The following is a 24,707-nucleotide window of genomic DNA, read 5'->3' as shown; positions in this document are numbered from 1 at the left end:
GACCGGACACGCCACCGCACTGGACGGGGACACCGGCGCCACCGAACCCACCGACGATTCCGGCGAGTTGTGGACGTCCGTGGACGGCAGCGGCCGTACCCTGACCCGCGACCGCGGCGGCGACCGGTGGGACGACGCCCCGGACCCGGGAGCCTGTCCGCACCGACGTACCGCTACCTGGAGGCCCTGCCCACCGAGCCGGACGTCCTGCTGGCGCGGATCCGCCGGGAGTCCGACCCCCAGTACGGCCCCGCCGTGGACTCGACCGTCGGCGCGGACCAGGGCGCCTTCGTCACCATCGGCGAACTGCTGCGCGGTGGGAGCGCCCCACCGGCCACCGCCGCCGCCCTGTACCGGGCCGCCGCGCTCATCCCCGGGGTGATCACCGTGCCCGACGCGGTGGACGCCACGGGCCGCCGCGGGGTGGCGGTCGCCCGGGCGCACAACGGCGAGCGCGTCGAGTGGATCTTCGACAGGAGGACACTGCGCCTGCTCGGGGAACGCACCGTGCTGATGGAGGACGGTGCGTGGGGGGAGACCGGCACCGTCGTAGAGTCGATCGCGTTCACCGCCGGCGGCATCTGCGACCGGGCCGGCGCGACTCCCCCGGACGCGCGTCCGGGGGACTGAACGAACGCCGGGAGCCCGGCAGCGAAGTGCTGCCGGGCTCCCGGGTGTTCAGCTGTTCGGTCGTCCGGTTGTCCACCCGGACCCGAGGTCAGCCGTTGCGCTTCCAGCGCGGCTTGTCCGTACGGCGGTCGAAGCCGCTGCCGCCGGGGCGGTGGTCGTCACGACGGCCGTACGGGCGGCGGTCGTTGGCGTCGCGGTCGCGGTTGAACGCCGGGCGGTCGTCGCGGCGGTCCCGGTTGAAGGGGCGGTCACCACCGAAGTGCCGGTCGCGGGACTCGTGGGAGCGCGCCGGACGGTCGTCGCGGCGGTCGTACGAGCGCGCCGGGCGGTCGTCACGACGGTCGAAACCGCGGTCACGGTCACGGTCGCGGTTGAACGAGGGACGCTCGTCACGGCGCTCACGGTTGAACGACGGACGCTCGTCACGACGGTCCCGGTTGAACGACGGACGGTCGTCACGGCGCTCACGGTTGAAGGACGGACGCTCGTCACGGCGGTCCCGGTTGAACGACGGACGGTCGTCACGGCGCTCGTACCCGCGGTCACCGCGGTCACCGCGCTCGCGGAACGACGGGCGGTCGTCGCGACGGTCGTCACGGCGGCGCTCGTAGTTGCCCCGGTCGTCGCGGCGCTGGAAGGTGCGCTGCTCCGGCGCGGACGACTCCGCGGCGGGGGCGGCGACGGTCGCCGCGGCGGCGACCGCCTCGGCGGCCTCGGCCTGGGCGGCGGCCACGGCGGCCTCCGGGTCCTCGCCGCGCTCACGGGCGGCGCGGGCGGTGAGGCGGTCGGCCTCGTCGCGCAGCTCGGCGGCCCGGCGCTGAGCGAGCTCCAGGGACTTGGTGAGGTCGGCGACCTCGCGCTCGGCCTGCTGGGCGGCGTTGCCGGCCGCGTCGGCCTGTACCTCGGTCAGCGACCGGGCGCCGGTGATCTTGGCCACGTCCTCGTCGAACGCCCCGGCCCCGCCGACGACGTGGCGCGAGGCGTCGACGCCCGCGTCCTCCATCAGGCGGAAGATCTGCTTGCGCTGGTGCGGCAGGGCGAGCGAGACGACCGTGCCGGACTGGCCGGCGCGGGCGGTACGGCCCGAGCGGTGCAGGTAGTCCTTGTGGTCGCCGGCCGGGTCCACGTTGAGGACGAGGTCGATGCCGTCCACGTGGATGCCGCGGGCCGCGACGTCGGTGGCGACGAGGACGTTGACGTAACCGTCCTTGAAGTCCGCCAGCGTGCGGGTGCGGGCGCCCTGGGTCATGCCGCCGTGCAGGGCGTCGGCCTTGACGCCCGCGTCGCGCAGCTGCTCGGCGACGCGGTCGGCACCCATCTGGGTGCGGACGAAGATGATCGTGCGGCCCTTGCGCGCCGCGATGGCGGCGGTGACCGGCGCCTTGTCCTTGGGCTTCACGACCAGGACGTGGTGCGTCATCGTGGTGACCGCGCCCGCCGAGGGGTCGACCTCGTGCGTGATCGGGTCCTTGAGGTACCGCTTGACCAGCGTGTCGATCTCGTTCTCCAGCGTGGCGGAGAACAGCAGCCGCTGGCCGCCCTGCGGGACCAGGTCGAGGATCTCGGTGACCTCGGGCAGGAAGCCCATGTCGGCCATCTGGTCGGCCTCGTCGAGGACGGCGATCTGCACCTGGTCCAGCGCGCAGGCGCCGCGCTCGATCAGGTCGCGCAGCCGGCCCGGGGTGGCGACGAGGATGTCGACACCGCGCTCCAGGGCGTAGATCTGGTTCTGCATGGAGGTGCCGCCGCAGACGACCTTCATCTTCAGGCCGAGCACGTCACCGTACGGCTGCAGCGCGTCCGCGACCTGCATCGCCAGCTCGCGGGTCGGGGTGAGGATCACACCGCGCGGGTGCTTCCGCTCGGTGCGGCCCTCGGCCAGGGAGGTGAGCAGCGGCAGACCGAAAGAGAGGGTCTTGCCGGAGCCGGTGCGGCCGCGGCCGAGGATGTCGCTGCCGGCCAGGGCGTCGGGGATCGTCGCCGCCTGGATCGGGAAGGGGGTGGTGACCCCGTTCTGCGCCAGCTTGCGGACGATCGACTCGGGCAGCCCGAGGTCGCCGAAGGTCACGGTGGGGGTCTCGGGAGCGGTGGGCTCCTCGGTGACGGCCTCGTCGGTGACGGCCTCGTCGGTGACGGCCTCGTCGGTGACGTCGGTGTCGATGGGCATGGCGGAACGGTCGGCAGTGTCAATAGACATGCTGAAGCTAAAACCTCTCGGAGATTTCGGCACGCGCCAGCTCCGGAGGTTGCTTACAACCGCCTCGATGCGGTCAGCCACAGGAGAAAAGGAACGCGCCAACGCGGCGCGCTTCGGTTCGGCGCCGGGCAGTGGGATCAAACGATCTGCCAGCATACGCATACGAGACCGCTTTGGCCAATTCGGTCCCCTCGGTCCCCCATGCTCCCCACTCTCCCGCTCCTCATGGTCCTCACGCGGCACCGTTCACCGAGGGCGCGCTGGACGGCGACGGCTCGGGCGAGCCGTCCCCGGACGGCGGCGGGGAGCTGTCGCCGGGCGAGGACGTCGCCGACGGCCGGTCCGACGGGGGCGAGGACTGCGAGGGCCGCCCCGAGGACGAAGGACGCCCCGAGGGCTTGGCGCTGTGGGAGCGGCCCGGGCCCTGGGTCGGCCCCGGCACCGACTCCTGCGCCGACACCGAGGGCGAACCGGCCCCGGGCGCGAAGGCCCCGGGCCGCCCCTCCACCCCGCCCGAGCCGCCGCCGGGCATGACCATTCCGCCGTCCTGCCAGGTGCCGCCGGCGCCCCCGGCCTCCCCGGCGACACCGGAGGAGGCACCCTTCGGCTGGGCGTCGTCGTCCGCGCCGCCCACGCTCACGCAGCCGGTCACGGAGCCCAGGGCGAACACGGGCAGGAGCAGCACGGCCGCCGTTCGCGCGCGGGCGGTGGCAGGGGTCACGGGGGCACCTCTGATGGATATGGCGGGACGGGTGGGGCCGGTGGGTCCCACGGGTCCGGCGGGCGGCCGTCGCGGGATCGGGTTCCGCGCTGCCCAACGGACACGCGGCCCTCGGGGACACGCCCGTACGGGCGGGAGCACGGCCGGACGGCGGCCCGCCCGCCCCGGCGCGCGCACCCGAACGGCTTCCGCCCCGCGACCCCTTGGCGCGTCCCCTTGGCGCGTCCCCTTGGCGCGTCCCCGGCACCGGAATCCGCGCCGGACGCTGCCCGAACGGCCGTCCGTCCCGGACAATGGCGGTGTGCTGGAGATGTCACGCGAAGCGTTCGAGGAACTGGTCAGCGACGCGCTGGACCGGATCCCACCCGAGCTGGCCCGCGTCATGGACAACGTGGCGGTCTTCGTCGAGGACGAACCGGACCCCGCCGATCCGGAACTGCTGGGCCTGTACGAGGGGACGCCGCTGACCGAGCGCGGGGAGTGGTACGCGGGCGTCCTGCCGGACCGGATCACGATCTACCGGGGCCCGACCCTGCGCATGTGCGGCACCAAGGAGGAGATCGTGGAGGAGGTCGCCACGACCGTCGTCCACGAGGTGGCACACCACTTCGGCATCGAGGACGAGCGCCTGCACGAACTCGGCTGGGGGTGAGCCCCGGTCACCCCCGCGGGCCCGCGGGGGACTCCGTCCGGCGGCGCATGCCTCGCGACGGCCCGGGGCATACGTCGGCAATGGTCCGTGTTCGATCTCGTGTGCCTCGTATCCGTGACCTGTGGCGGCGCCGCACCGCCGCACCACCCGCCCCGTCGCTCACCGCCTCCCCGGCCCGCCCGTACCTGGGCGCCCTGGGGCTGCTCGCGGTGACGCTGGTGGGCGGCTGGCTCGGCCTGGTGGTGCTGGGCAGCATCGAGGAACCCGTCGGCCCGATGAACACCCGGATGTCGCTGCACCCGTCCTGGACCGGGGACACCGAGGTCAACGTCTCCCCGCTGGGCGCCCTCCGGCTGGACAGCCACGACGGCCCGCTCCGCCTGGTCGTGGACGTCGACACGCTCGACCCCGAACGGGCCCGGACCCTCGTACGGCACCCCGAGCGGATCAGCGGACTGCAGAGCGAGGTCACCGCCGACGTGCAGCACAGCACGGCCGAACTCGCCCTGCGGTCCTCGGTCGCCGCGCTGACCGGCGCCACCGCCCTCGGCCTCGCCGTCTACCGCAGGCCCCGCCGCGCTCTGGCCGCGGGCGGGCTGTCCCTCGCGGTGCTGGTGGCCTGCGCGGGCACCGCGTACGGCACCTGGAACCCGCGCAGCGTCCTGGAGCCCCGGTTCTCCGGGCTGCTGAGCAGTGCCCCCTCGGTCGTCGGCAACGCGCGCAGCATCGTCAGCGACTTCGACATCTACCAGCAGGAACTCGCCCGCCTGGTGACGAACATGACCCGGCTGTACGACGCGACGTCCACGCTGCCGGCCTACAACCCCGACCCGACCACGCTGCGGGTGCTGCACGTCTCGGACATCCACCTCAACCCCGTGGCCTGGCAGATCATCGAGTCCGTCGTCACCGAGTACAAGATCGACGTGATCATCGACACCGGCGACCTGATGGACCACGGCACCGCCGCCGAGAACGGCTTCACCTCCGCCATCCCCGACCTCGGCGCGCCCTACGTCTTCGTCCGCGGGAACCACGACTCCATGGACAGCCAGCGCGCGGTCGCGGGCCGCGCCAACGCGCACGTGGTCGACGACGGCCGGTCGGTGGTCGTCAAGGGGCTGCGCATCGCCGGCATCGGCGACCCGCAGTTCACCCCGGACCGCTCGGTCGAGGCGGCCGGCGACCCGTCGGAACGGGTGGCCGGGCAGAAACTCGCCGAGGCCGTCCGGCGGCAGAACGCCACGGGCGCCAAGGTCGACATCGCCGTCGCCCACAACCCCATCGCCGCCGCCCAGACGGACGGCATCGTCCCCCTGATCCTCGCCGGGCACACCCACACGCGGAACGTCGGCGTCCTCGAGAACGGCAGCCGGCTGATGGTGCAGGGCACGACCGGCGGCGGCGGACTGCGCGCCGTCGAGGGCGACACCCCCCAGAAGGTGGAGGCCTCCGTGCTCTACCTGGACCAGGACACCCACGCGCTCCAGGCCTGGGACGAGATCACCCTCGGCGGGCTCGGACTGTCCACCGCCGAGGTCTCCCGCCACCTCCCGGAGGAGGTGGAGCCGGGCCGCGCCCCGTCCCCCTCGCCGCCCTTCGCCTCCCCTTCCGGGAGTCCCTTCGTCACGCCCTCCACGACCGCGACGAGCAGCCCGTAAACCGTTTTGGCGATCCCCCCTGGCATCCCATATGCTGCTGACGCGTCCGATGGCCGAAGATCCGCCGGCGGACCGTTCAGCCCTCATCGTCTAGTGGCCCAGGACGCCGCCCTTTCAAGGCGGTAGCACGGGTTCGAATCCCGTTGGGGGCACATACGTCTGCGTCGTCCCGCAGGCCATGCGCGTTGGCAGTGCAGCCGGTTCACCGGCGGCGCTGCCTTCTGTGTTTTCCGGGCCCGCACCGGTGCCGTCCGCCGCAGGCCCGCAGGTCACACGTGCGTCGCACCACCCGGGGTCTGATACGCTGGTCCAGCGAGATCGGCCCGCCAGTGCGTGTCCGACCGGTCACCGAGAATCATCGACCGGGAGCCAGGCATACGGCGATCCGTCTCTCGCACAGCGCGGCGGAATCCCGTTGGGAGCACGCACGAACGTGTGGGAGACTGTCTCTCGCGCAGAGCGCAAAGCAAGGTCCTGTGGAGCAGTTTGGAGTGCTCGCCACCCTGTCAAGGTGGAGGCCGCGGGTTCAAATCCCGTCAGGACCGCGCTGGCTGGGTAGCTCAGTTGGTACGAGCGATCGCCTGAAAAGCGATAGGTCGCCGGTTCGACCCCGGCCCCAGCCACCAGCAACCCCCGTCGAGATCCTCGGCGGGGGTTTCGCGTTGCCCGCACGGTGGGCGCCGTCGCCCTCGTGGTGGCGGCCGACCGGGTGGCCGCCGGCCCGGCGGCAACTGACGTCACGCGCCGCCGAGTCGCGCCGCGGCACCGGTGCCGTGACCGGACCCCACCGGCACCGCCGCACCCCGGCCACCCGGGCCCGCGGGGCGGGAACGCACGGGCGTAATGCGTTCGCCCGTGGGGCGCGGCGGATGCGATGCTGGAACGCGTATGTCTACGCAGCCCCCCTCCCCCGCATTCGGCGAGCTCGGCGCACGACTGGCCGAGCTCTCCCTGCGCGACGCGCACCGCCTCGGCCGTCGCCTGGACGGCGCACGCCGCATCCGCAAGCCCGAGGCCCGCTCGGCCGTGCTGACCGAGATCGGGGCGGAGATCGACAAGGCCGCGCTGAAGGTCGAGGCGCGGCGCACCGCCATACCCGCGATCAGCTACCCGGAGCAGTTGCCGGTCAGCCGGAAGAAGGACGAGATCCTCGCGGCGATCCGCGACCACCAGGTCGTGATCGTCGCCGGCGAGACCGGTTCCGGGAAGACCACGCAGATCCCCAAGATCTGCCTGGAGCTGGGCCGCGGCGTCCGCGGCCTGATCGGCCACACCCAGCCCCGCCGGATCGCCGCCCGCACGGTGGCCGAGCGCGTGGCGGAGGAGCTGCACACCCCGCTGGGCGAGGCGGTGGGCTGGAAGGTCCGCTTCACCGACCAGGTCGGCGACAACACGCTGGTCAAGCTGATGACCGACGGCATCATGCTGGCCGAGATCCAGACCGACCGCGAGTTGCAGCAGTACGACACGATCATCATCGACGAGGCGCACGAGCGCAGCCTCAACATCGACTTCATCCTGGGCTACCTCGCCCAGCTGCTGCCCCGCCGCCCCGACCTCAAGGTCGTGATCACCTCCGCCACCATCGACCCGGAGCGCTTCTCCCGGCACTTCGGCGACGCCCCGATCGTCGAGGTCAGCGGGCGTACGTATCCGGTCGAGGTGCGCTACCGCCCGCTGCTGGCGGAAGGAGACGGGGACGCCGACGACACCGACCGCGACCAGATCACCGCGATCTGCGACGCGGTGGACGAGCTCCAGGCCGAGGGCCCGGGCGACATCCTGGTCTTCCTCTCCGGCGAGCGGGAGATCCGCGACACCGCCGACGCCCTGAACAAGAGGCAGCTGCGCCTCACCGAGGTCCTGCCGCTGTACGCGCGGCTGTCCTCCGCCGAGCAGCACCGGGTCTTCCAGCGCGGAACGGGCCGCCGCATCGTGCTGGCCACCAACGTCGCGGAGACCTCGCTCACCGTCCCGGGCATCCGCTACGTGATCGACACGGGGATGGCCCGCATCTCCCGCTACAGCCACCGCACCAAGGTGCAGCGGCTGCCGATCGAGCCGATCAGCCAGGCCAGCGCCAACCAGCGCAAGGGCCGCTGCGGCCGGCTCGCGGACGGCATCTGCGTGCGGCTGTACTCCGAGGACGACTTCCTGTCCCGCCCGGAGTTCACCGACGCCGAGATCCTCCGCACCAACCTCGCCTCCGTCATCCTGCAGATGACCGCGGCCGGGCTGGGCGACATCTCGCGCTTCCCCTTCATCGACCCGCCGGACGCCCGGAACATCAAGGACGGCGTGCAGCTGCTCCAGGAGCTGGGCGCCCTCGACGGGCAGAAGCTCACCCAGACCGGCCGCAAGCTCTCCCAGCTGCCGGTTGACCCGCGGCTGGCCCGCATGGTGCTGGAGGCGGAGCGCAACGGCGTCGTACGCGAGGTCATGGTGATCGCGGCCGCGCTGTCGATCCAGGACCCGCGCGAACGTCCCCAGGACAAGCAGCAGCAGGCGGACGAGAAGCACCGCCGCTTCGCCGACGAGACCAGCGACTTCATGGCGCTGCTCAATCTGTGGCGCTACGTCCGCGACCAGCAGAAGGCGCTGTCCTCCTCGGCCTTCCGCCGGATGTGCCGCACGGAGTATCTGAACTACCTGCGCATCCGCGAGTGGCAGGACATCTACAGCCAGCTGCGCACGGTCGCCAAGACGATGGGCATCCACCTCGCCGAGGGCGACCACGAGGTCAACGCCCAGCACGTCCACCAGTCGCTGCTGGCGGGCCTGCTGTCGCACGTCGGGCTGAAGGACACCGACAGCAAGAACGAGTACCTGGGCGCCCGCAGCGCCAAGTTCGCCGTCTTCCCCGGCTCGTCGCTCTTCAAGAGGCCGCCGCGGTGGATCATGTCCGCCGAGCTGGTGGAGACCTCACGGCTGTGGGCGCGGGTCAACTCCCGCATCGAGCCCGAGTGGATCGAGCCGCTCGCCCAGCACCTGGTGAAGCGCTCCTACAGCGAGCCGCACTGGGAGAAGGACCAGGCGGCGGTCGTGGCGCTGGAGAAGGTGACGCTGTACGGCGTGCCGATCGTCGCCGACCGCAAGGTCAACTACGGGAAGATCGACCCGGAGACCAGCCGCGAGCTGTTCATCCGCAACGCGCTCGTCGAGGGCGACTGGCGCACCCACCACCAGTTCTTCCACGACAACCGGAAGCTGCTGGCCGAGGTGGAGGAGCTGGAGCACCGGGCGCGCCGCCGCGACATCCTCGTCGACGACGAGACGCTCTTCGACTTCTACGACCGCCTGGTCCCCGAACACGTGGTGTCGGGCGCGCACTTCGACTCGTGGTGGAAGCACAAGCGCCGCGACGAGCCGGAGCTGCTCAACTTCGAGCAGTCCATGCTGATCAACGAGAACGCCGAGGCCGTCACCAAGGACGACTACCCCGACTCGTGGCGCCAGGGGAAGCTCAAGCTCCGCGTGACGTACCAGTTCGAGCCGGGCGCGGACGCGGACGGCGTGACCGTCCACATCCCGCTGCAGGTGCTCAACCAGGTGACCCCGGACGGCTTCGACTGGCAGATCCCGGGCCTGCGCGAGGACGTGGTCACCGAGCTGATCCGCTCGCTGCCCAAGGCGATCCGCCGCCACTACGTGCCGGCGCCGAACTACGCGAAGGCCTTCCTGGACCGGGTCGTGCCCGTGCAGGATCCCCTTCCCGAGACGCTCGCCCGCGAACTGCAGCGGATGGTGGGCGTGCCCGTCACCGCCGAGGACTTCGACCTCGCCAAGGTCCCGGACCATCTGAAGATCACCTTCCGGGTGACCGACGAGCGCCGGCGCAAGCTCGCCGAGGACAAGGACCTGGAGGCGCTGAAGCTGCAGCTGCGGCCGAAGACCAAGGCCGCGATCAGCAAGGCCTTCGACGCCGCGGGGTCCATCGGCATCGAGCGCCGCACGGGGCTGAAGCAGTGGACGGTGGGCACCCTGCCGCGCACCTTCGAGACGCGGCGGTCCGGGCAGCCGGTCAAGGCGTACCCGGCGCTGGTCGACGAGGGCGAGAGCGTGGGCGTGCAGCTCTTCGACACCGAGGCCGAGCAGGCCGCGGCGATGTGGCGCGGCACCCGTCGGCTGATCCTGCTGAACGTGCCCGCGAACCCGGCGAAGTTCGCCGCGGACCGGCTGTCCAACCAGGACAAGCTCGCGCTGTCGCGCAGCCCGCACGGCTCGGTGAACGCCCTCTTCGACGACTGCGTCACCGCGGCCGCCGACCGGCTCATGGCCGAGCACGGCGGCACCGCCTGGGACGAGGAGTCCTTCCGCAAGCTGTACGACTCGGTGCGCGCCGACCTCGTCGAACTGACCGTCAGGACGGTCGCCCAGGTGCGCCAGGTGCTGGCCGCCTGGCAGGCCTGTGAGCGCCGTTTGAAGGCCACCCAGAGCCTCGCCCTGGTGGCGAACCTGGCGGACGTCAAGGAGCAGCTGGGGGCCCTCGTGGGGCCCGGTTTCGTGACGTCCACGGGGGTGCGCCGGCTGCCGGACCTGCTCCGCTACCTGGTGGCCGTCGACCGGCGGCTGCAGCAGATGCCCACGGGCGTCCAGCGGGACACCACGCGCATGGAGAAGGTCCGGGAGATCCAGACCGAGTACGCCGAGCTGCTGGCCGCCCAGCCGGCCGGGCGGCCGGTCCCCGAACGGGTGCGCGAGATCCGCTGGATGGTCGAGGAACTGCGGGTCAGCTACTTCGCGCACGCCCTCGGCACGGCATTCCCGGTATCGGACAAACGCATCTTCAAGGCCCTCGACGAAGCCTGGGGCTGATCGGGTTCGCAATCACCCTCTGACCTGCTGTACAGTCTTCCTCGCGGCCAAGGAACGACGGCCGCGAAACCTGGTCCTGTGGAGCAGTTTGGAGTGCTCGCCACCCTGTCAAGGTGGAGGCCGCGGGTTCAAATCCCGTCAGGACCGCAGCAAATGCAAGGCCCGCGTCCAGCGAAGGACGCGGGCCTTCTTGCTGTGCGCGCGGCGGCCGCCGTGGCCGCGATGCGGTTGCGGAGGGGGCCGGTCCCCTGGTTCCGTCCGTTCACGCGTGGTACGCCTGGCACATGAGCGCGACGCCGAGGGACCCGGGCCCGATGCCCCGGGGCGTGACGCGGGCACTGCTGCGCGCGCACCTGGCGGCCGCGGCGGGCGGCGGGCGCCGGCACCTCACCCGGCACTGCCCGGTGTGCCACCGGCTGATGCGGCTGGCGCTGCGGCGCGCGGCCGTCCCACTACCGCAGGAGAGCGGAGAGGAACAGGACTCCGGCATGTGACGGGAGTCACGTGAAAAGTTCTGACTCTGAGGGAACTTGGGGCCTCCTGTGGGACCGTCAATTTAATATGTGCAATTGCACTCATGACAGAGGGCCCAGTCCTCACAACACGGACACACCACACGCACAAAAAAGATCGCACCGGAGCCGGCGGACTCCGATGCGATCAACGTTCCTACGGGCTTCCCTGATGGGGGCAGGGACCCTTCGGATCGGACGTCGTGGCGGGTTGGGGGCCCCGCGCGGACGTCCGTTTGTTCAGGTCAGGCCTCGCTGCGCTGCTGCGGAATGCCCGCGAGCAGTGCACGGACCTCCGCCTCGCGGTAGCGGCGGTGCCCGCCGAGCGTGCGGATGGACGTGAGCTTGCCAGCCTTGGCCCAGCGCGTGACCGTCTTCGGGTCCACGCGGAACATCGTGGCGACCTCAGCGGGGGTCAGCAGCGGCTCGGCATCAGGGGTGCGAGCGGTCATGAGCGGCCTCCTCGAGAGAACCGAACCAACACGGTTCTTTCCTCTAAATTCTGCACCTTGACCCGCGTTGCCCGAAATGGCGGACGCGGGCCGAGTCGGTAATAGGACGAACGGCTTGTCCTTGGCACTACAACTACACCATCTGTCCAGCCGTGTCGGCCAAACCGATGGATTTGCCCTCTGAGGTGTCTAAGCTCGACGGAAGCCGATGGACCGGGCCATAACGGACAGTCACACCTGAGTGACGATCAGTCACAGCCAACCCACGAGCCACAGCCCCACCTCAAGGGGATGCAATACCGGACATTCCGCTCAGAGCGAGCGGAAAGAGGTCCTTCCGGACCCGATGTCCCATATTGTCATGGGGGGTGGGGATGAGGGCAAGACCCCTAAACGTGCTTTAGGTCACGCTTAGGCCAAAGGTACCGGTCGGCCGGACTCAGGACCAAAGTCCCGCCGCCCACCCGCCGGCTCCCGACGGTCCCTCAACTCGCGTACTGGAGCTCCCGGACGGCCCGCCACCGGTCGGTGAGCCGCTCGTACGCCTCGCCGGCCCGGGTGCCGTCCTCGTCCCGCAGCGCCGCCAACGCGTCCGCCACGTCGGCGGCGGACCGGTCCCCCGCGAGGGAGTCCGGGGCGATGGCGTGGACGAGCCCCCCGTAGTCGAGTTCGACCAGGGAACGCGGGTGGAACTCCTCGAGCCAACGCCCTACATCTACCAGGCCGTCGATCAAAGGTCCCTCTTCGAGTGAATCCTTGAGCACCCGCAGCGCCCGGGCCGTCCGCCGGCGGGCCTGCACCATCGGCGTCCGGTAACGCATCACCGGCTGCTTGGACTCGCCCGCGCCCGCGGGTTCGTACTCCCGCTCGGAGTCGTCGAACAGCGCGAACCAGCGCACCGGGACGTGCCACGTCGCCCCGCGGATCCAGGGCCGGGCGTCGGCGTTCTCGGGCTTCTCCGCCCGCCACGCCGCGAAGTCGGCCTCCGCCTGCTCGCGCGTGGCCCTGGGCAGCACCGCGTCCACCACGGGGACGGGGAACTCCTCGACCAGTTCGGACAGGGCGAGCCAGCCGCGCAACCGGGTGCGCCAGGGGCATACGTGGGTCACGCCGTCCACGACGGCGACGAAGGCCTCCCCGCTTTCCCGGACCGGTACGGAGAGGGGCGGGACGGAGAGCAGACCGGCCAGCGACTGGCGCAGTTCGTCCTGTGCGGTCCGCTGCACGCCCTGGGCGGCGTACCGGTACCAGTAGCCGCGGTCGGGCTCCGGGAAGGCCGCCAGCGGCTCGTACACCCGCAGATACGCCGCGTACGGGACCAGCACCGATGACAAGCCCACACCCGCTCCCTCGTGACGGCTTCCGCGCCCTGGCATCGTCCCACGTCGCTTCCGGCACGGGGAGTGATCCACGACACTGGGAAGATGTTCAGGGCCGGGTGGTTCTAGTCTTCTGCCGACCGGCCCTCCCCCACCCACCCGGAGGGCGACCTCTGGACATTCGGGAGTCACCACAGTGACCGACGTACGTCAGACACCCGGCATCGTCTCCACGCTGTTCCGATCGGAGCAGGGCGGTCACGAGCAGGTCGTCTTGTGCCAGGACCGCGCCAGTGGCCTCAAGGCCGTCATCGCGATCCACTCCACCGCCCTGGGCCCGGCCCTCGGCGGCACCCGCTTCCACGCGTACTCCTCCGACGAGGCGGCGGTCGAGGACGCGCTCAACCTCGCCCGCGGCATGTCGTACAAGAACGCCCTCGCCGGCCTCGACCTCGGCGGCGGCAAGGCCGTCATCATCGGCGACCCCGACATGGACAAGTCCGAGGAGCTGCTGCTGGCCTACGGCCGCTTCGTCGCCTCGCTCGGCGGCCGCTACGTCACGGCCTGCGACGTCGGCACCTACGTGGCCGACATGGACGTGGTCTCCCGCACCGCCCCGCAGTGGACCACCGGCCGCTCGCCCGAGAACGGCGGCGCCGGCGACTCCTCCGTGCTGACCGCCTGGGGCGTCTTCCAGGGCATGCGGGCCTCCGCCCAGGCCAAGTGGGGCGACCCCACGCTGCGCGGCCGCAGGGTGGGCGTGGCGGGCGTCGGCAAGGTCGGCCACCACCTGGTGGAGCACCTGCTCAAGGACGGCGCCGAGGTGGTGATCACCGATGTTCGGGGCGAGGCCGTCGACCGGATCATCTCCCGTCACCCGGGGGTAACCGCCGTCTCCGACGCTGACGTCCTGGTCCGCACGCCGCTGGACGTGTACGCGCCCTGCGCGCTCGGCGGCGCCCTGAACGACGACTCGGTGCCCGCCCTCACCGCCTCGATCGTCTGCGGCGCGGCCAACAACCAACTCGCCCACCCGGGTGTCGAGAAGGACCTGGCCGACCGCGGCATCCTGTACGCGCCCGACTACGTCGTGAACGCCGGCGGCGTGATCCAGGTGGCGGACGAGCTGCACGGCTTCGACTTCGACCGGGCCCGCGCCAAGGCGACGAAGATCTTCGACACCACGCTCGCCATCTTCGAGCGCGCCGCCGCCGACGGCATCCCGCCGGCCGCCGCCGCCGACCGGCTGGCCGAGCAGCGCATGGCCGAGCGCACCCCGGCGGAGAGCTGGCTGCGCCCGTGACCCACGGGGCCGCGGCACGTCCGCGGCCCCTCCGGCACGCCCCCGTCCGCGTGTGAAGGGGCGTGTCTTACATCACAAAGCGGACACCCGCGGGGCGCTCCCGACGTACGGTGTGCGCGCGTCCTCGCGTGTCGGGGCGGCTCCGGGCGGGCCTCGGCGACGAGGACGGCGGGCCGGACATCCGACCGTTACCACGCCCCGGCAGCCAGACCGCGGCGGAAGAAGGTAAAATCGCGACTGACCAGCCAGGACGGGGCCATCGACGGCTCCTGCTCCGACGCGCGTCGTGCGGGCGACGTACCGTGCGGCCTCGGAAGCAGGTACCGTTGAAGTCCTACGGACCGGGACTCTCACCCGAGGGCCCGTTCCACATCGTGAACGCGTGTCAAGACTCGGGGCCGTCGAGCCCCACCGTTGAGGGGGTCGAGCCAATGGGGCGCGGCCGGGCCAAGGCCAAGCAGACGAAGGTCGCCCGCCAGCTGAAGTACAACAGCGGCGGTACGGACCTTTCACGTCTGGCCGAAGAGCTGGGCGCATCGTCGACACTGCCGGTCAATCCGGAGGTACAGGAAGACGACGATGACGACGAGCTGGAAGACGACCCGTACGCACGGTACGCGGATCTCTACGGCGACGACGAGGACGACGACGAGGACGACGAGTCCCAGTCCTCATCACAACGCCGTCGCGCTTGACGCAGCACATTCCGTTCCAGCTTGACCACTGACCCGGTCCGGGCACCGTCCGGACCGGGCTTTGTGCTGCTCAGACCCGTCAGCCCGCGTAGTCCCCGGTCAGCTCGACGGCCTCGGCGTGCTCGCCGCGCTCCACGATCCCGCCGGCCACCCAGGCGTCGAGGCCACGGTCGGCCAGCGTCGTCAGCGCCACGTCCACCGAGCCCTCGGGCACCACGGCGACCATGCCGACGCCCATGTTCAGGGTCTTCTCCAGTTCCAGCCGCTCCACGCCGCCGAGCTCGCCGACCGTGCCGAACACCGCGCCCGGCGTCCACGTCGAACGGTCCACCGTGGCGTGCAGGTGGTCCGGGACGACCCGGGCCAGGTTGTTGGCCAGACCGCCGCCGGTGATGTGCGAGAAGCCGTGCACCTCGGTCGTACGGGTCAGCGCCAGGCAGTCCAGCGAGTAGATGCGGGTCGGCTCCAGCAGCTCCTCGCCGAGGGTGCGGCCGAACTCCGGCACGTCCCGGTCCAGCGCCCAGCCGGCCCGGTCGAAGAGCACGTGCCGGACGAGCGAGTACCCGTTGGAGTGAAGACCGGAGGACGCCATGGCGATCACGACGTCACCCTTACGGATGCGATCCGCGCCCAGCAGCCGGTCGGCCTCGACCACGCCCGTACCGGCGCCGGCGACGTCGAACTCGTCCTCGCCCAGCAGGCCCGGGTGCTCGGCCGTCTCGCCGCCGACCAGGGCGCAGCCGGCGAGCACACAGCCCTCGGCGATGCCCTTGACGATGGCCGCGACCCGGTCCGGGAAGACCTTGCCGACGCAGATGTAGTCGGTCATGAAGAGCGGCTCGGCGCCGCAGACGACCAGGTCGTCGACGACCATGCCGACGAGGTCGTGGCCGATGGTGTCGTAGACGCCCATGCGCCGGGCGACGTCGACCTTGGTGCCCACGCCGTCGGTGGCGGAGGCCAGCAGGGGCCGCTCGTAGCGCTTGAGCGCGGAGGCGTCGAAGAGCCCGGCGAAGCCGCCGAGACCGCCCACGACCTCCGGGCGGGTGGCCTTGCCCACCCATTCCTTCATCAGCTCGACCGCGCGGTCGCCCGCCTCGATGTCGACTCCCGCCGCGGCGTAGCTGGCACCGGTGTTCTCGGACATGGCTGTGTTGTGTCCTTGCGTCGAATGCTTACGGGCGACGGAGCGCGTCGGCCGCGTCGGGGCCGCCGGCCAGCTCGGTCTCCAGAAGGTGCTTGCCGAGCAGCTCGGGGTCCGGCAGCTCCATCGGGTACTCGCCGTCGAAGCAGGCCCGGCAGAGGTTGGGCTTGGCGATCGTGGTCGCCTCGACCATCGCGTCGATCGAGATGTACGACAGCGAGTCCGCGTCCAGGGACTTGCAGATCTCGTCGACCGACAGACCGTTAGCGATCAGCTCCGCGCGGGTGGCGAAGTCGATGCCGAAGAAGCACGGCCACTTGATCGGCGGCGAGGAGATCCGGATGTGGACCTCCGCGGCCCCGGCCTCGCGGAGCATCCGGACCAGCGCGCGCTGCGTGTTGCCGCGGACGATCGAGTCGTCCACGACCACCAGGCGCTTGCCCCGGATGACCTCCTTGAGCGGGTTCAGCTTCAGGCGGATGCCCAGCTGCCGGATGGTCTGCGAGGGCTGGATGAAGGTGCGGCCCACGTACGAGTTCTTCACCAGGCCCGAGCCGTACGGGATGCCGCTCTCCTCGGCGTAGCCGACCGCGGCCGGCGTGCCGGACTCCGGGGTCGGTATCACCAGATCGGCCTCGACCGGGGCCTCCTTGGCCAGCCGGCGGCCCATCTCGACCCGGGAGAGGTAGACGTTGCGGCCCGCGATGTCGGTGTCGGGGCGGGCGAGGTACACGTACTCGAAGACGCAGCCCTTGGGGCGGGCGTCGGCGAAGCGGGAGGCGCGCAGCCCGTTCTCGTCGATGGCGATCAGCTCGCCCGGCTCGATCTCGCGGATGAAGCTCGCGCCCACGATGTCCAGCGCGGCGGTCTCCGAGGCGACGACCCAGCCGCGCTCCAGCCGGCCCAGCACCAGCGGGCGGATGCCCTGCGGGTCGCGGGCGGCGTAGAGCGTGTGCTCGTCCATGAAGACCAGGCTGAAGGCGCCCTGGACGTCGGGCAGCACCTTGCGGGCGGCGTCCTCGACGGACAGCGGCTTGCCGTCCTCGTCCACCTGCCCGGCGAGCAGCGCCGTCACCAGGTCGGTGTCGTTGGTCGCCGCGACCCTGGTCGCCCGGCCGTTGCCCTGGGGCAGCGCGGCGACCATCTCGGCCAGCTCGACGGTGTTGACGAGGTTCCCGTTGTGGCCGAGCGCGATGGAGCCGCTGGCCGTGGCGCGGAAGGTGGGCTGGGCGTTCTCCCAGACCGACGCGCCGGTGGTCGAGTAACGGGCATGCCCGACCGCGATGTGGCCCTGCAAGGAGCCGAGGGAGGTCTCGTCGAAGACCTGGGACACAAGGCCCATGTCCTTGAAGACCAGGATCTGGGAGCCGTTGCTCACTGCGATGCCCGCGGACTCCTGTCCGCGGTGCTGCAGGGCGTACAGCCCGAAGTAGGTGAGTTTGGCGACCTCTTCGCCGGGGGCCCAGACACCGAAGACGCCGCAAGCGTCCTGGGGGCCCTTCTCGCCGGGGAGCAGGTCGTGGTTGAGTCGTCCGTCACCACGTGGCACGGCACCGAGTCTAGGGCAGGTTCCGGTGTCGTCCGAACGGGGGAACCCGACAAAAGCGCGTTCTATGCGCGTAAACCCATGGGGCACTTGGGCATGTGACCTTGGTCTAGGGACGCAGTCCGGGGTCGCGGACCATGGCCGTCAGCTCGGCCGCGGCGCGTGTCGCGGGGGACGGGCGGCGCCGCCTCCGCTCCCACCACGGGAAGGCGACGGCCCCCAGCGAGAGGTCCTCAAGGCCCCTCACGCGGCGCACGACCAGCCGGCCGTCCGGGGTGCGGACGACCCGGGTCACGTCGGCCCACGGGACGTACCGGGTACGCAGGTACCGGCGGACCGCGAGGCCGTCGGGACCGGCGGTGATCCGCCAGGTGATCATGGACGCCGCCTTCTCGACGAGCCACAGGCTGCCCAGGACCGACAGCGCCGAGCGCCACCAGTCCTCGCCGGAGAACGCGGAGGCCGCGTTGGAGCCCACCTGGAAGACGAGGACGCCCACCAGGAGCAGCGCGCCCAGGGTGCGGCCGGCCGCACCGCCGTGCCAGCCGACGGGGGCGGTGGCGGGCTTCATGGCGGCCGCCGCCTCGGCGACCCGTGCCTCCGCCTCCCGGCGGTGCTCGCCGGGCCCCTGCGGCTCGTTGTCGGGGGCCGGCTCCGTCCACCGCCGCGCCGGTGAGTCCGTCGTGGCGAACAGCACGTCGCCGGAGGCCGTGGCGCCCACCAGCACCAGTTCCACCCCCTCGGCCGGCAGGCCGAAGAGCACGCACTCGCCGCGGGCCCACGCGCCGGGCCCGGCCGCGCGGTACGTCAGGACCGGCGGACCCGCGGCGCCGTCCACCGGGCGGATCACGGTGCGACCGTCCTCGCGGCCGCACAGCACCCGGAGCGCGGGTGCGGGCCGACGGCGCAGCGACCGGACCCGGAACGCGGCGACCGCCCCCGACAGCAGCAGCGTGGCACCGGCGCCGCCCGCCGTGAGCGTCAGCAGCTGCAGCCCCGCGCGGTCCTCGTAGGGCTCCGCGGCGAAGCGCCGCCATTCCCCGTCGACGAGTACGGGCAGCCCGGAGCCTCGCTCGTGGTCCTCCGGCCACCTCACCCCGACGCGGTGCCGGGTGCCGTCGCCGAAGCGGGTGACGACGTGGTCCTCGGCGCCGTTGGCGACGACGACCGCCTCCACGCGGGCGGCCGCGGCCGCGTGCGCCCGGTCCGCCCGGTCACCGGACACCGCGATGCCGGCGGTCACCGCCGCGACCACCAGGCCCGCCAGACCTGCGGCGATCCGGACCACGCCCCGCCGCACCGGCGCGGCCCGCTCCGGTACCGGGAGCAGCACCTCTCCCGCGGCCTCCAGGGCCAGCGCGCGCTGCCGGCGGCGCACCCGCAGCCGTACGAAGGCCGCGGCCCAGCCCCAGCACAGCGCGGCCACCACCGCCGCGTCCGCGGCCCGTCCGGCCCCGCCGTCGGCCCGGAAGGCAGGATCGGCCATCCAGAACAGCAGCAGGGGCGCGGACAGCAGCGCCGCCTCGGGCAGCAGGAACAGCCATGCCACGTGGACGAAGAAGCCGATCGCGCCGATCGCGTACAGCCACATCGGTCCGCAGGGCGCCGCCACCGTGCACACCGGGTCCCACCCGACGGGGACGACCGCCGCGAGCACCGCCACCACCAGCGTCGCTGCGGCCCAGACCGGCCGTGCCCACCCGGGCAGGCGCGCGGCGGCCCAGCGCCGGGCGTCGGCGGCGAGCCATGGGCGGGCCGGCATGCCGGCCGGTGCGGTCGTCGAGGTCACCGGCGCATTATGGGGGCGCCTGGGTCCGCCTCAGCCCCGCAGGGGGAGGTACGGGGCCAGGTCGGCCCGCTCGCCGCTCGCGGAGACCGCCGCCGAGGCGAGGGCCTCGGCCCAGGACGTACGGCCGGTGGCGAGGCGGATCCAGGTCAGCGGGTCCGTCTCGACGACGTTGGGCGGGGTGCCCCGGGTGTGGCGGGGCCCGGGCACGCACTGCACGGCCGCGTACGGCGGGACGCGGACCTCGACGGAGTTGCCGGGCACCGCGACGGCGAGGGTGTCCGCCAGGAGCCGTACGACGGCGGCGACGGCCTGCCGTTCCAGCGGGACGGGCACACCGGTCGCCCGGGCGAGGTCGTCGCTGTGGACGACCAGTTCGAAGAGCCGGGTCACCAGGAAGTCCGTGGACCGCATCGCGCCGGGCGGGACGGCCACCAGTCGCTCGGGCGCCACCGCTTCGTCGAGTACCCCGGCGAGCCCCTGGGCGGCCTCCTCCAGCCGGGCGGCGGCGTCCGCGCCCTCCGTGGCGGCCTCCCGGGTGCCGTCGGCCGGCGGGCCGGCGGAGCACGCCGCCGAGCGGGCCCACGTGGCGAGGTCGAGGTCCGCTTTCGCCGGGGCGGGCGCGGCCACCACCCGGGCGACGGCCTCCACCTGCCGGGCGACGTGCACGACCAGCGCGCGCACGTCCCACCCCGGCAGCCCGGAGGGCGCGGTCAGCCGATCCTCCGTCAGTCCGCGGGCCGCGCCCACGACGTGGCCGACCTGCGCGGTGAGCGCGGCACGGGTCCTGGCGGGGTCGTAGGTGCGGGCCTTGCGGGCGGCGGGCGGCATGCCCGCAGCCTACGCGCCGGCCCGGCCCGCACCCCGACCCGGCGATCAGGCCTGGCGCGGGCGCTCGAAGGTGAGCAGCAGCCCCTGCACGGCGCCCGGGCCGATGCGGCCCTTGACGTCGGCCGAGGTGATCGCCTTCAGCTGCCAGCCGTCCTCGGCGTGCTTGTTGAGCGTCTTCTCCAGCTTGTCGTCGTCGATGGCGTCGCCTACCAGCGACTCGCGGAAGCTGACGACCTTGTACTCGTGCATCGTTGACACCCTTTGTCGTACCGGTGGTTGCGGAACGCACAGTAGTACCGCCGGGTTACGCGGGCCGGACCGGTCCCGCCGCCCGGTCGACGAGGGTGCCGTCCTCGGAGTCGGCGGAGAGCAGCACCAGTTCGGCGCCCTCGTACGGTGTCCCGAACAGCAGGGAGGTCCGCAGCGCGTCGCCGCGGAACCCGGACGGCGGCTCGGGTTCGGGGTCCACCGGGCAGGAGAACAGCGCCCTGCGGCCCGCGTGGTCGTCGGCCGCGAACACCCACGTACGGCCGTCCTCGTCCTCCCGGGTGAGCACGCGCAGCACCGGATGGGCGCCGCGCCGCAGGGCGCCCGCCCGCACCCGGGCCACGACGCCCACCGCGAGCAGGGCACCGCCCGCCGGCGCCGCCAGGCGGGTCGGCGTCGGAACGGCGGCCGCGCACAGCAGCGAGCCGAGGGCGATGGTGGCAAGACCGCGGCGCAGCGCCGGGAGGGGCTCGGGGAGCGGAAGCCGTACGCCCCGGGCGGCGTTGGCGGCGAGCAGCCGCTGCCGGCGGTGGACCGCCGTACGGTGCCGGGCCCCGCACCAGCACAGCAGCAGCGCGGCGACGGCGGGGACCGCGGCCTGCGGTTCGACCCGCCAGACCAGGAGTGCGGCGAGCACCGGGGCCGTCACGAGGGTGAGTCCCGGCAGTCTGCGGAGCCAGTACAACTGGACGGCCGCCAGCCCGTAGTGCGCCGCCCCGAAGGTCTCCGGGGCCGCCACGGCGGCGGCTGCGGCGGCCGCCACGAGCGCCAGGGCACCCCAGCGCGGGCGGGCCCACGCGGCGGGGCGGCACGCCGTCCAGCGCATGGCGTCACGGCTGCGCCACCGGGGCAGTTCGCCGGGGGTATCGCGCTCGCTCACGCCTGGAGTATGAGGCCAAGCACCGCCGCGCGGTCAGGGCCCCGGCAACGCGCCCCCGCGCCGGGCGGCACGGGGGCGCGTGCGGAGGGCGGACGGATCAGGCCAGGAGGGCCGGGATCGTGTCCTCGTGAGCCGTGCGGAGCTCGTCCAGGCCGATGCTGAACTCGCCCTGCAGCTCGACCGCGTCACCGTCGACGACACCGATCCGCGTCGCGGGCAGACCGCGCGCACCGCACATGTCGGTGAAGCGGAGCTCCTCGCTGCGCGGCACCGAGACGACCGCCCGGCCCGCCGACTCCGAGAAGAGGAACACGAACGGGTCGAGGCCGTCCGGCACGACCAGCCGCGCGCCGTTGCCGCCGCGCAGGCAGGACTCGACGACGGCCTGGACGAGCCCGCCGTCCGACAGGTCGTGCGCCGCGTCGACCATGCCGTCGCGGGAGGCCGAGATGAGGATCTCGCCGAGCAGCTTCTCGCGCTCCAGGTCCACCGCCGGCGGCAGTCCGCCGAGGTGGTCGTGGACCGCCTGGGACCAGGCGGAGCCGCCCAGCTCCTCCTTGGTGTCGCCCAGCAGGTAGAGCAGCTGGCCCTGGTCCTTGAAGGCGACCGGGGTGCGGCGCGTGACGTCGTCGATCACGCCGAGCACCGCCACGACGGGCGTCGGGTGGATGGCGACGTCACCGGTCTGGTTGTAGAGCGAGACGTTGCCGCCGGTGACCGGCGTGCCCAGCTCCAGGCAGCCGTCGGCGAGGCCGCGGCAGGCCTCGGCGAACTGCCACATCGCGGCCGGGTCCTCGGGCGAGCCGAAGTTGAGGCAGTCCGAGACCGCCAGCGGCTTGGCGCCGGAGGTGGCGACGTTGCGGTACGCCTCCGCCAGCGCCAGCTGCGCCCCGGTGTACGGGTCGAGCTTGGCGTAGCGGCCATTGCCGTCGGTGGCGACCGCGACGCCGAGGTTGGTGTCCTCGTCGATGCGGATCATGCCGGAGTCCTCCGGCTGGGCCAGCACGGTGTTGCCCTGTACGAAGCGGTCGTACTGGTCGGTGATCCACGACTTCGACGCCTGGTTGGGGTGGGCGACCATGGTCAGGACCTGGGCCCGCAGCTCCTCGGCGGATGCCGGGCGCGGCAGCTTGTTGGCGTCGTCGGCCTGGAGCGCGTCCTGCCACGCGGGGCGGGCGTAGGGGCGCTCGTACACCGGGCCCTCGTGGGCGACGGTGCGCGGCGGGACGTCGACGATCTGCTCGCCGTGCCAGAAGATCTCCAGCCGGTCGCCGTCGGTGACCTCACCGATGACGGTGGCGATCACGTCCCACTTCTCGCAGATCTCCAGGAAGCGGTCGACGTACCGCGGCTCGACGATGGCGCACATGCGCTCCTGCGACTCGCTCATGAGGATCTCCTCCGGCGAGAGCGTCGCGTCGCGCAGCGGCACGGTGTCCAGCTCGACCCGCATGCCGCCGGAGCCGGCCGAGGCCAGCTCGGAGGTGGCGCAGGACAGGCCGGCGCCGCCGAGGTCCTGGATGCCGGCGACCAGCTTCTCCTTGAAGATCTCCAGGGTGCACTCGATGAGCAGCTTCTCCTGGAAGGGGTCGCCGACCTGGACGGCGGGGCGCTTGGTCGGGCCGGTGTCGGAGAAGGTCTCGGACGCGAGCACGGAGACGCCGCCGATGCCGTCGCCGCCGGTGCGGGCGCCGTAGAGGATGACCTTGTTGCCGGCCCCGGAGGCCTTGGCCAAGTGGATGTCCTCGTGCTTCATCACACCGACGCACAGGGCGTTGACCAGCGGGTTGCCCTGGTAGCAGGCGTCGAAGACGACCTCGCCGCCGATGTTGGGCAGGCCCAGGCAGTTGCCGTAGCCGCCGACGCCCGCGACGACGCCCGGCAGGACGCGCTTGGTGTCGGGGTGGTCCGGCGCGCCGAAGCGCAGCGGGTCCATGACGGCGACCGGGCGGGCGCCCATGGCGAGGATGTCGCGGACGATGCCGCCGACGCCGGTGGCCGCGCCCTGGTAGGGCTCGATGTACGAGGGGTGGTTGTGCGACTCGACCTTGAAGGTGACCGCGTAGCCCTGGCCGACGTCCACGACACCGGCGTTCTCACCGATACCGACCAGCAGGGCGTCGTTGGCGGGGGCCTTCTCGCCGAACTGGCGCAGGTGGATCTTGCTGCTCTTGTACGAGCAGTGCTCGGACCACATGACGGAGTACATGGCGAGCTCGGCACCGGTGGGGCGGCGGCCGAGGATCTCCCGGATGCGGTCGTACTCGTCCTGCTTCAGACCGAGCTCGGACCACGGCTGCTCGGTGTCCGGAGTCTCGGTGGCGTGCTTCACGGAATCGAGTGTCATGACGCGTGAACCAGCTTCTTGAGGATCGAGGTGAAGAATCCGAGGCCGTCGGTGCGGCCGGTCCCGATCAGCGACTCGACGGCGTGCTCGGGATGCGGCATGAGGCCCACGACATTGCCCGCGGCGTTGGTGATGCCGGCGATGTCCCGGAGCGAGCCATTGGGGTTCCAGTCCGCGTAGCGGAACACCACACGGCCCTCCGCCTCCAGCTCGTCGAGGACGCGCTCGTCGGCGACGTAGCGGCCGTCGATGTTCTTCAGCGGGATGCTGATCTCCTGGCCCTGCTCGTAATCGGCGGTCCAGGAGGTCGAGTTGTTCTCGACGCGCAGCTTCTGGTCCCTGCAGATGAAGTGCAGGTGATTGTTGCGCAGCATCGCGCCCGGCAGCAGATGCGTCTCGGTGAGCACCTGGAAGCCGTTGCAGATACCGAGGACGGGAAGGCCGTCCTTGGCACCGGCGATGATCGACTCCATCACGGGCGAGAAGCGGGAAATCGCCCCGGCCCGGAGATAGTCGCCGTAACTGAATCCACCGGGCAGGACGACGGCGTCCACCTGGTGGAGATCCTTGTCACGGTGCCACAGCGGCACCGGTTCGGCGCCGGCGACGCGGACCGCGCGCTGGGTGTCCCGGTCGTCGAGCGTCCCGGGGAAGGTGACGACACCGATACGTGCGGTCACGACTCCACCTTCACGGTGAAGTCCTCGATCACGGTGTTGGCGAGGAAGGTCTCGGCCATCTTGCGGATACGGGCGAGGGCGGCGTCGTCGACCGGCCCCTCCAGTTCGAGCTCAAAACGCTTGCCCTGGCGGACGTCGGCGATTCCCTCGAACCCAAGACGCGGCAGCGCGCGCTGCACCGCCTGGCCCTGGGGGTCGAGGATCTCCGGCTTGAGCATGACGTCGACTACGACGCGTGCCACGGTCACTCCCGGTGGTGTGCTGCGGTG

At 72.1% G+C, this 24,707-nt stretch carries 20 protein-coding genes and 4 tRNA genes; 11 read left to right on the top strand and 13 right to left on the bottom strand.

Features of this window, described 5'->3' with window-relative positions; genetic code table 11:
* The first annotated feature begins 126 nt into the window (after positions 1-126).
* Entirely contained in the window at positions 127-630 is a 504-nt protein-coding gene (locus tag PV342_RS16785) for a CU044_5270 family protein (protein WP_500317677.1), read from the top strand.
* Positions 631-718: 88 nt separating this feature from the next.
* On the opposite strand, the gene PV342_RS16780 is transcribed toward PV342_RS16785, so the two are convergent.
* Both PV342_RS16780 and PV342_RS16775 read right to left on the bottom strand, forming a co-directional pair.
* Positions 719-2,827, bottom strand: a complete 2,109-nt coding sequence (locus PV342_RS16780) for a DEAD/DEAH box helicase (RefSeq protein WP_500317676.1) — start codon at positions 2,825-2,827, stop codon at positions 719-721.
* A gap of 232 nt (positions 2,828-3,059) precedes the next feature.
* Positions 3,060-3,548, bottom strand: coding sequence for a hypothetical protein (locus tag PV342_RS16775; protein WP_400805293.1), 489 nt, complete (start codon positions 3,546-3,548; stop codon positions 3,060-3,062).
* A 301-nt stretch (positions 3,549-3,849) separates the two neighbouring features.
* Between PV342_RS16775 and PV342_RS16770 the strand changes: the two genes are divergently transcribed.
* From PV342_RS16770 to PV342_RS16735, 8 genes are all read left to right on the top strand, one after another.
* Complete coding sequence (locus PV342_RS16770) at positions 3,850-4,200, top strand: metallopeptidase family protein (RefSeq protein WP_018558408.1); 351 nt, start codon at positions 3,850-3,852, stop codon at positions 4,198-4,200.
* Between the two features lie 80 nt (positions 4,201-4,280).
* Positions 4,281-5,861, top strand: coding sequence for a metallophosphoesterase family protein (locus PV342_RS16765; protein ID WP_396348312.1), 1,581 nt, complete (start codon positions 4,281-4,283; stop codon positions 5,859-5,861).
* A gap of 79 nt (positions 5,862-5,940) precedes the next feature.
* Positions 5,941-6,013 (top strand) — tRNA-Glu (locus PV342_RS16760).
* A 318-nt stretch (positions 6,014-6,331) separates the two neighbouring features.
* A tRNA-Asp gene (locus tag PV342_RS16755) sits at positions 6,332-6,406 on the top strand.
* A 4-nt stretch (positions 6,407-6,410) separates the two neighbouring features.
* Positions 6,411-6,487 (top strand) — tRNA-Phe (locus tag PV342_RS16750).
* Positions 6,488-6,749: 262 nt separating this feature from the next.
* The gene (gene hrpA / locus PV342_RS16745; protein WP_500317673.1) at positions 6,750-10,676 is read left to right on the top strand and encodes an ATP-dependent RNA helicase HrpA; all 3,927 of its coding nucleotides are present in this window, start codon (positions 6,750-6,752) and stop codon (positions 10,674-10,676) included.
* Between the two features lie 72 nt (positions 10,677-10,748).
* A tRNA-Asp gene (locus PV342_RS16740) sits at positions 10,749-10,823 on the top strand.
* A gap of 137 nt (positions 10,824-10,960) precedes the next feature.
* Positions 10,961-11,170, top strand: coding sequence for a DUF6274 family protein (locus PV342_RS16735; protein ID WP_400805287.1), 210 nt, complete (start codon positions 10,961-10,963; stop codon positions 11,168-11,170).
* A 263-nt stretch (positions 11,171-11,433) separates the two neighbouring features.
* Here PV342_RS16735 and bldC read toward each other — a convergent pair whose 3' ends face one another.
* Both bldC and PV342_RS16725 read right to left on the bottom strand, forming a co-directional pair.
* Positions 11,434-11,640 carry a developmental transcriptional regulator BldC gene (bldC, locus tag PV342_RS16730; protein WP_003949541.1) on the bottom strand — a complete coding sequence of 69 codons (207 nt, stop codon included), beginning with the start codon at positions 11,638-11,640 and terminating at the stop codon, positions 11,434-11,436.
* Between the two features lie 485 nt (positions 11,641-12,125).
* Positions 12,126-13,016: a DUF8083 family protein gene (locus tag PV342_RS16725; protein WP_051102021.1), complete on the bottom strand. Its 891-nt coding sequence runs from the start codon at positions 13,014-13,016 to the stop codon at positions 12,126-12,128.
* A 139-nt stretch (positions 13,017-13,155) separates the two neighbouring features.
* Here PV342_RS16725 and PV342_RS16720 point away from each other — a divergent pair, with 139 nt between their 5' ends.
* Together PV342_RS16720 and PV342_RS16715 are read left to right on the top strand one after the other, a co-directional pair.
* Positions 13,156-14,262, top strand: a complete 1,107-nt coding sequence (locus tag PV342_RS16720; protein ID WP_089222632.1) for a Leu/Phe/Val dehydrogenase — start codon at positions 13,156-13,158, stop codon at positions 14,260-14,262.
* A gap of 326 nt (positions 14,263-14,588) precedes the next feature.
* Positions 14,589-14,957, top strand: coding sequence for a DUF3073 domain-containing protein (locus tag PV342_RS16715; RefSeq protein ID WP_234018540.1), 369 nt, complete (start codon positions 14,589-14,591; stop codon positions 14,955-14,957).
* Between the two features lie 79 nt (positions 14,958-15,036).
* On the opposite strand, the gene purM is transcribed toward PV342_RS16715, so the two are convergent.
* From purM to purS, 9 genes are all read right to left on the bottom strand, one after another.
* On the bottom strand, positions 15,037-16,104 hold the full coding sequence (gene purM / locus PV342_RS16710; RefSeq protein ID WP_018558401.1) for a phosphoribosylformylglycinamidine cyclo-ligase: 1,068 nt from the start codon (positions 16,102-16,104) through the stop codon (positions 15,037-15,039).
* A 28-nt stretch (positions 16,105-16,132) separates the two neighbouring features.
* Entirely contained in the window at positions 16,133-17,650 is a 1,518-nt protein-coding gene (gene purF, locus PV342_RS16705) for an amidophosphoribosyltransferase (protein ID WP_329186985.1), read from the bottom strand.
* A 106-nt stretch (positions 17,651-17,756) separates the two neighbouring features.
* Entirely contained in the window at positions 17,757-19,436 is a 1,680-nt protein-coding gene (locus tag PV342_RS16700; RefSeq protein WP_500317668.1) for a hypothetical protein, read from the bottom strand.
* A gap of 30 nt (positions 19,437-19,466) precedes the next feature.
* Positions 19,467-20,264 carry a maleylpyruvate isomerase family mycothiol-dependent enzyme gene (locus PV342_RS16695; RefSeq protein ID WP_500317666.1) on the bottom strand — a complete coding sequence of 266 codons (798 nt, stop codon included), beginning with the start codon at positions 20,262-20,264 and terminating at the stop codon, positions 19,467-19,469.
* A gap of 45 nt (positions 20,265-20,309) precedes the next feature.
* Positions 20,310-20,513: a DUF4177 domain-containing protein gene (locus PV342_RS16690; protein ID WP_400805279.1), complete on the bottom strand. Its 204-nt coding sequence runs from the start codon at positions 20,511-20,513 to the stop codon at positions 20,310-20,312.
* A 55-nt stretch (positions 20,514-20,568) separates the two neighbouring features.
* Positions 20,569-21,411 carry a hypothetical protein gene (locus tag PV342_RS16685; protein WP_500317664.1) on the bottom strand — a complete coding sequence of 281 codons (843 nt, stop codon included), beginning with the start codon at positions 21,409-21,411 and terminating at the stop codon, positions 20,569-20,571.
* 97 nt (positions 21,412-21,508) lie between these two features.
* The gene (gene purL, locus PV342_RS16680) at positions 21,509-23,758 is read right to left on the bottom strand and encodes a phosphoribosylformylglycinamidine synthase subunit PurL (RefSeq protein ID WP_018558395.1); all 2,250 of its coding nucleotides are present in this window, start codon (positions 23,756-23,758) and stop codon (positions 21,509-21,511) included.
* Positions 23,755-24,438, bottom strand: a complete 684-nt coding sequence (purQ, locus tag PV342_RS16675) for a phosphoribosylformylglycinamidine synthase subunit PurQ (protein ID WP_089222638.1) — start codon at positions 24,436-24,438, stop codon at positions 23,755-23,757. The genes purL and purQ overlap by 4 nt, the downstream gene beginning before the upstream one ends.
* Entirely contained in the window at positions 24,435-24,680 is a 246-nt protein-coding gene (gene purS / locus PV342_RS16670) for a phosphoribosylformylglycinamidine synthase subunit PurS (protein ID WP_026250862.1), read from the bottom strand. The genes purQ and purS overlap by 4 nt, the downstream gene beginning before the upstream one ends.
* Positions 24,681-24,707: the final 27 nt, after the last annotated feature.

Source organism: Streptomyces sp. PA03-3a (genome assembly GCF_033792735.1).
In the GTDB taxonomy this organism is placed as follows: Bacteria; Actinomycetota; Actinomycetes; order Streptomycetales; family Streptomycetaceae; genus Actinacidiphila.
This window is presented reverse-complemented; position numbering and strand designations above follow the sequence as displayed.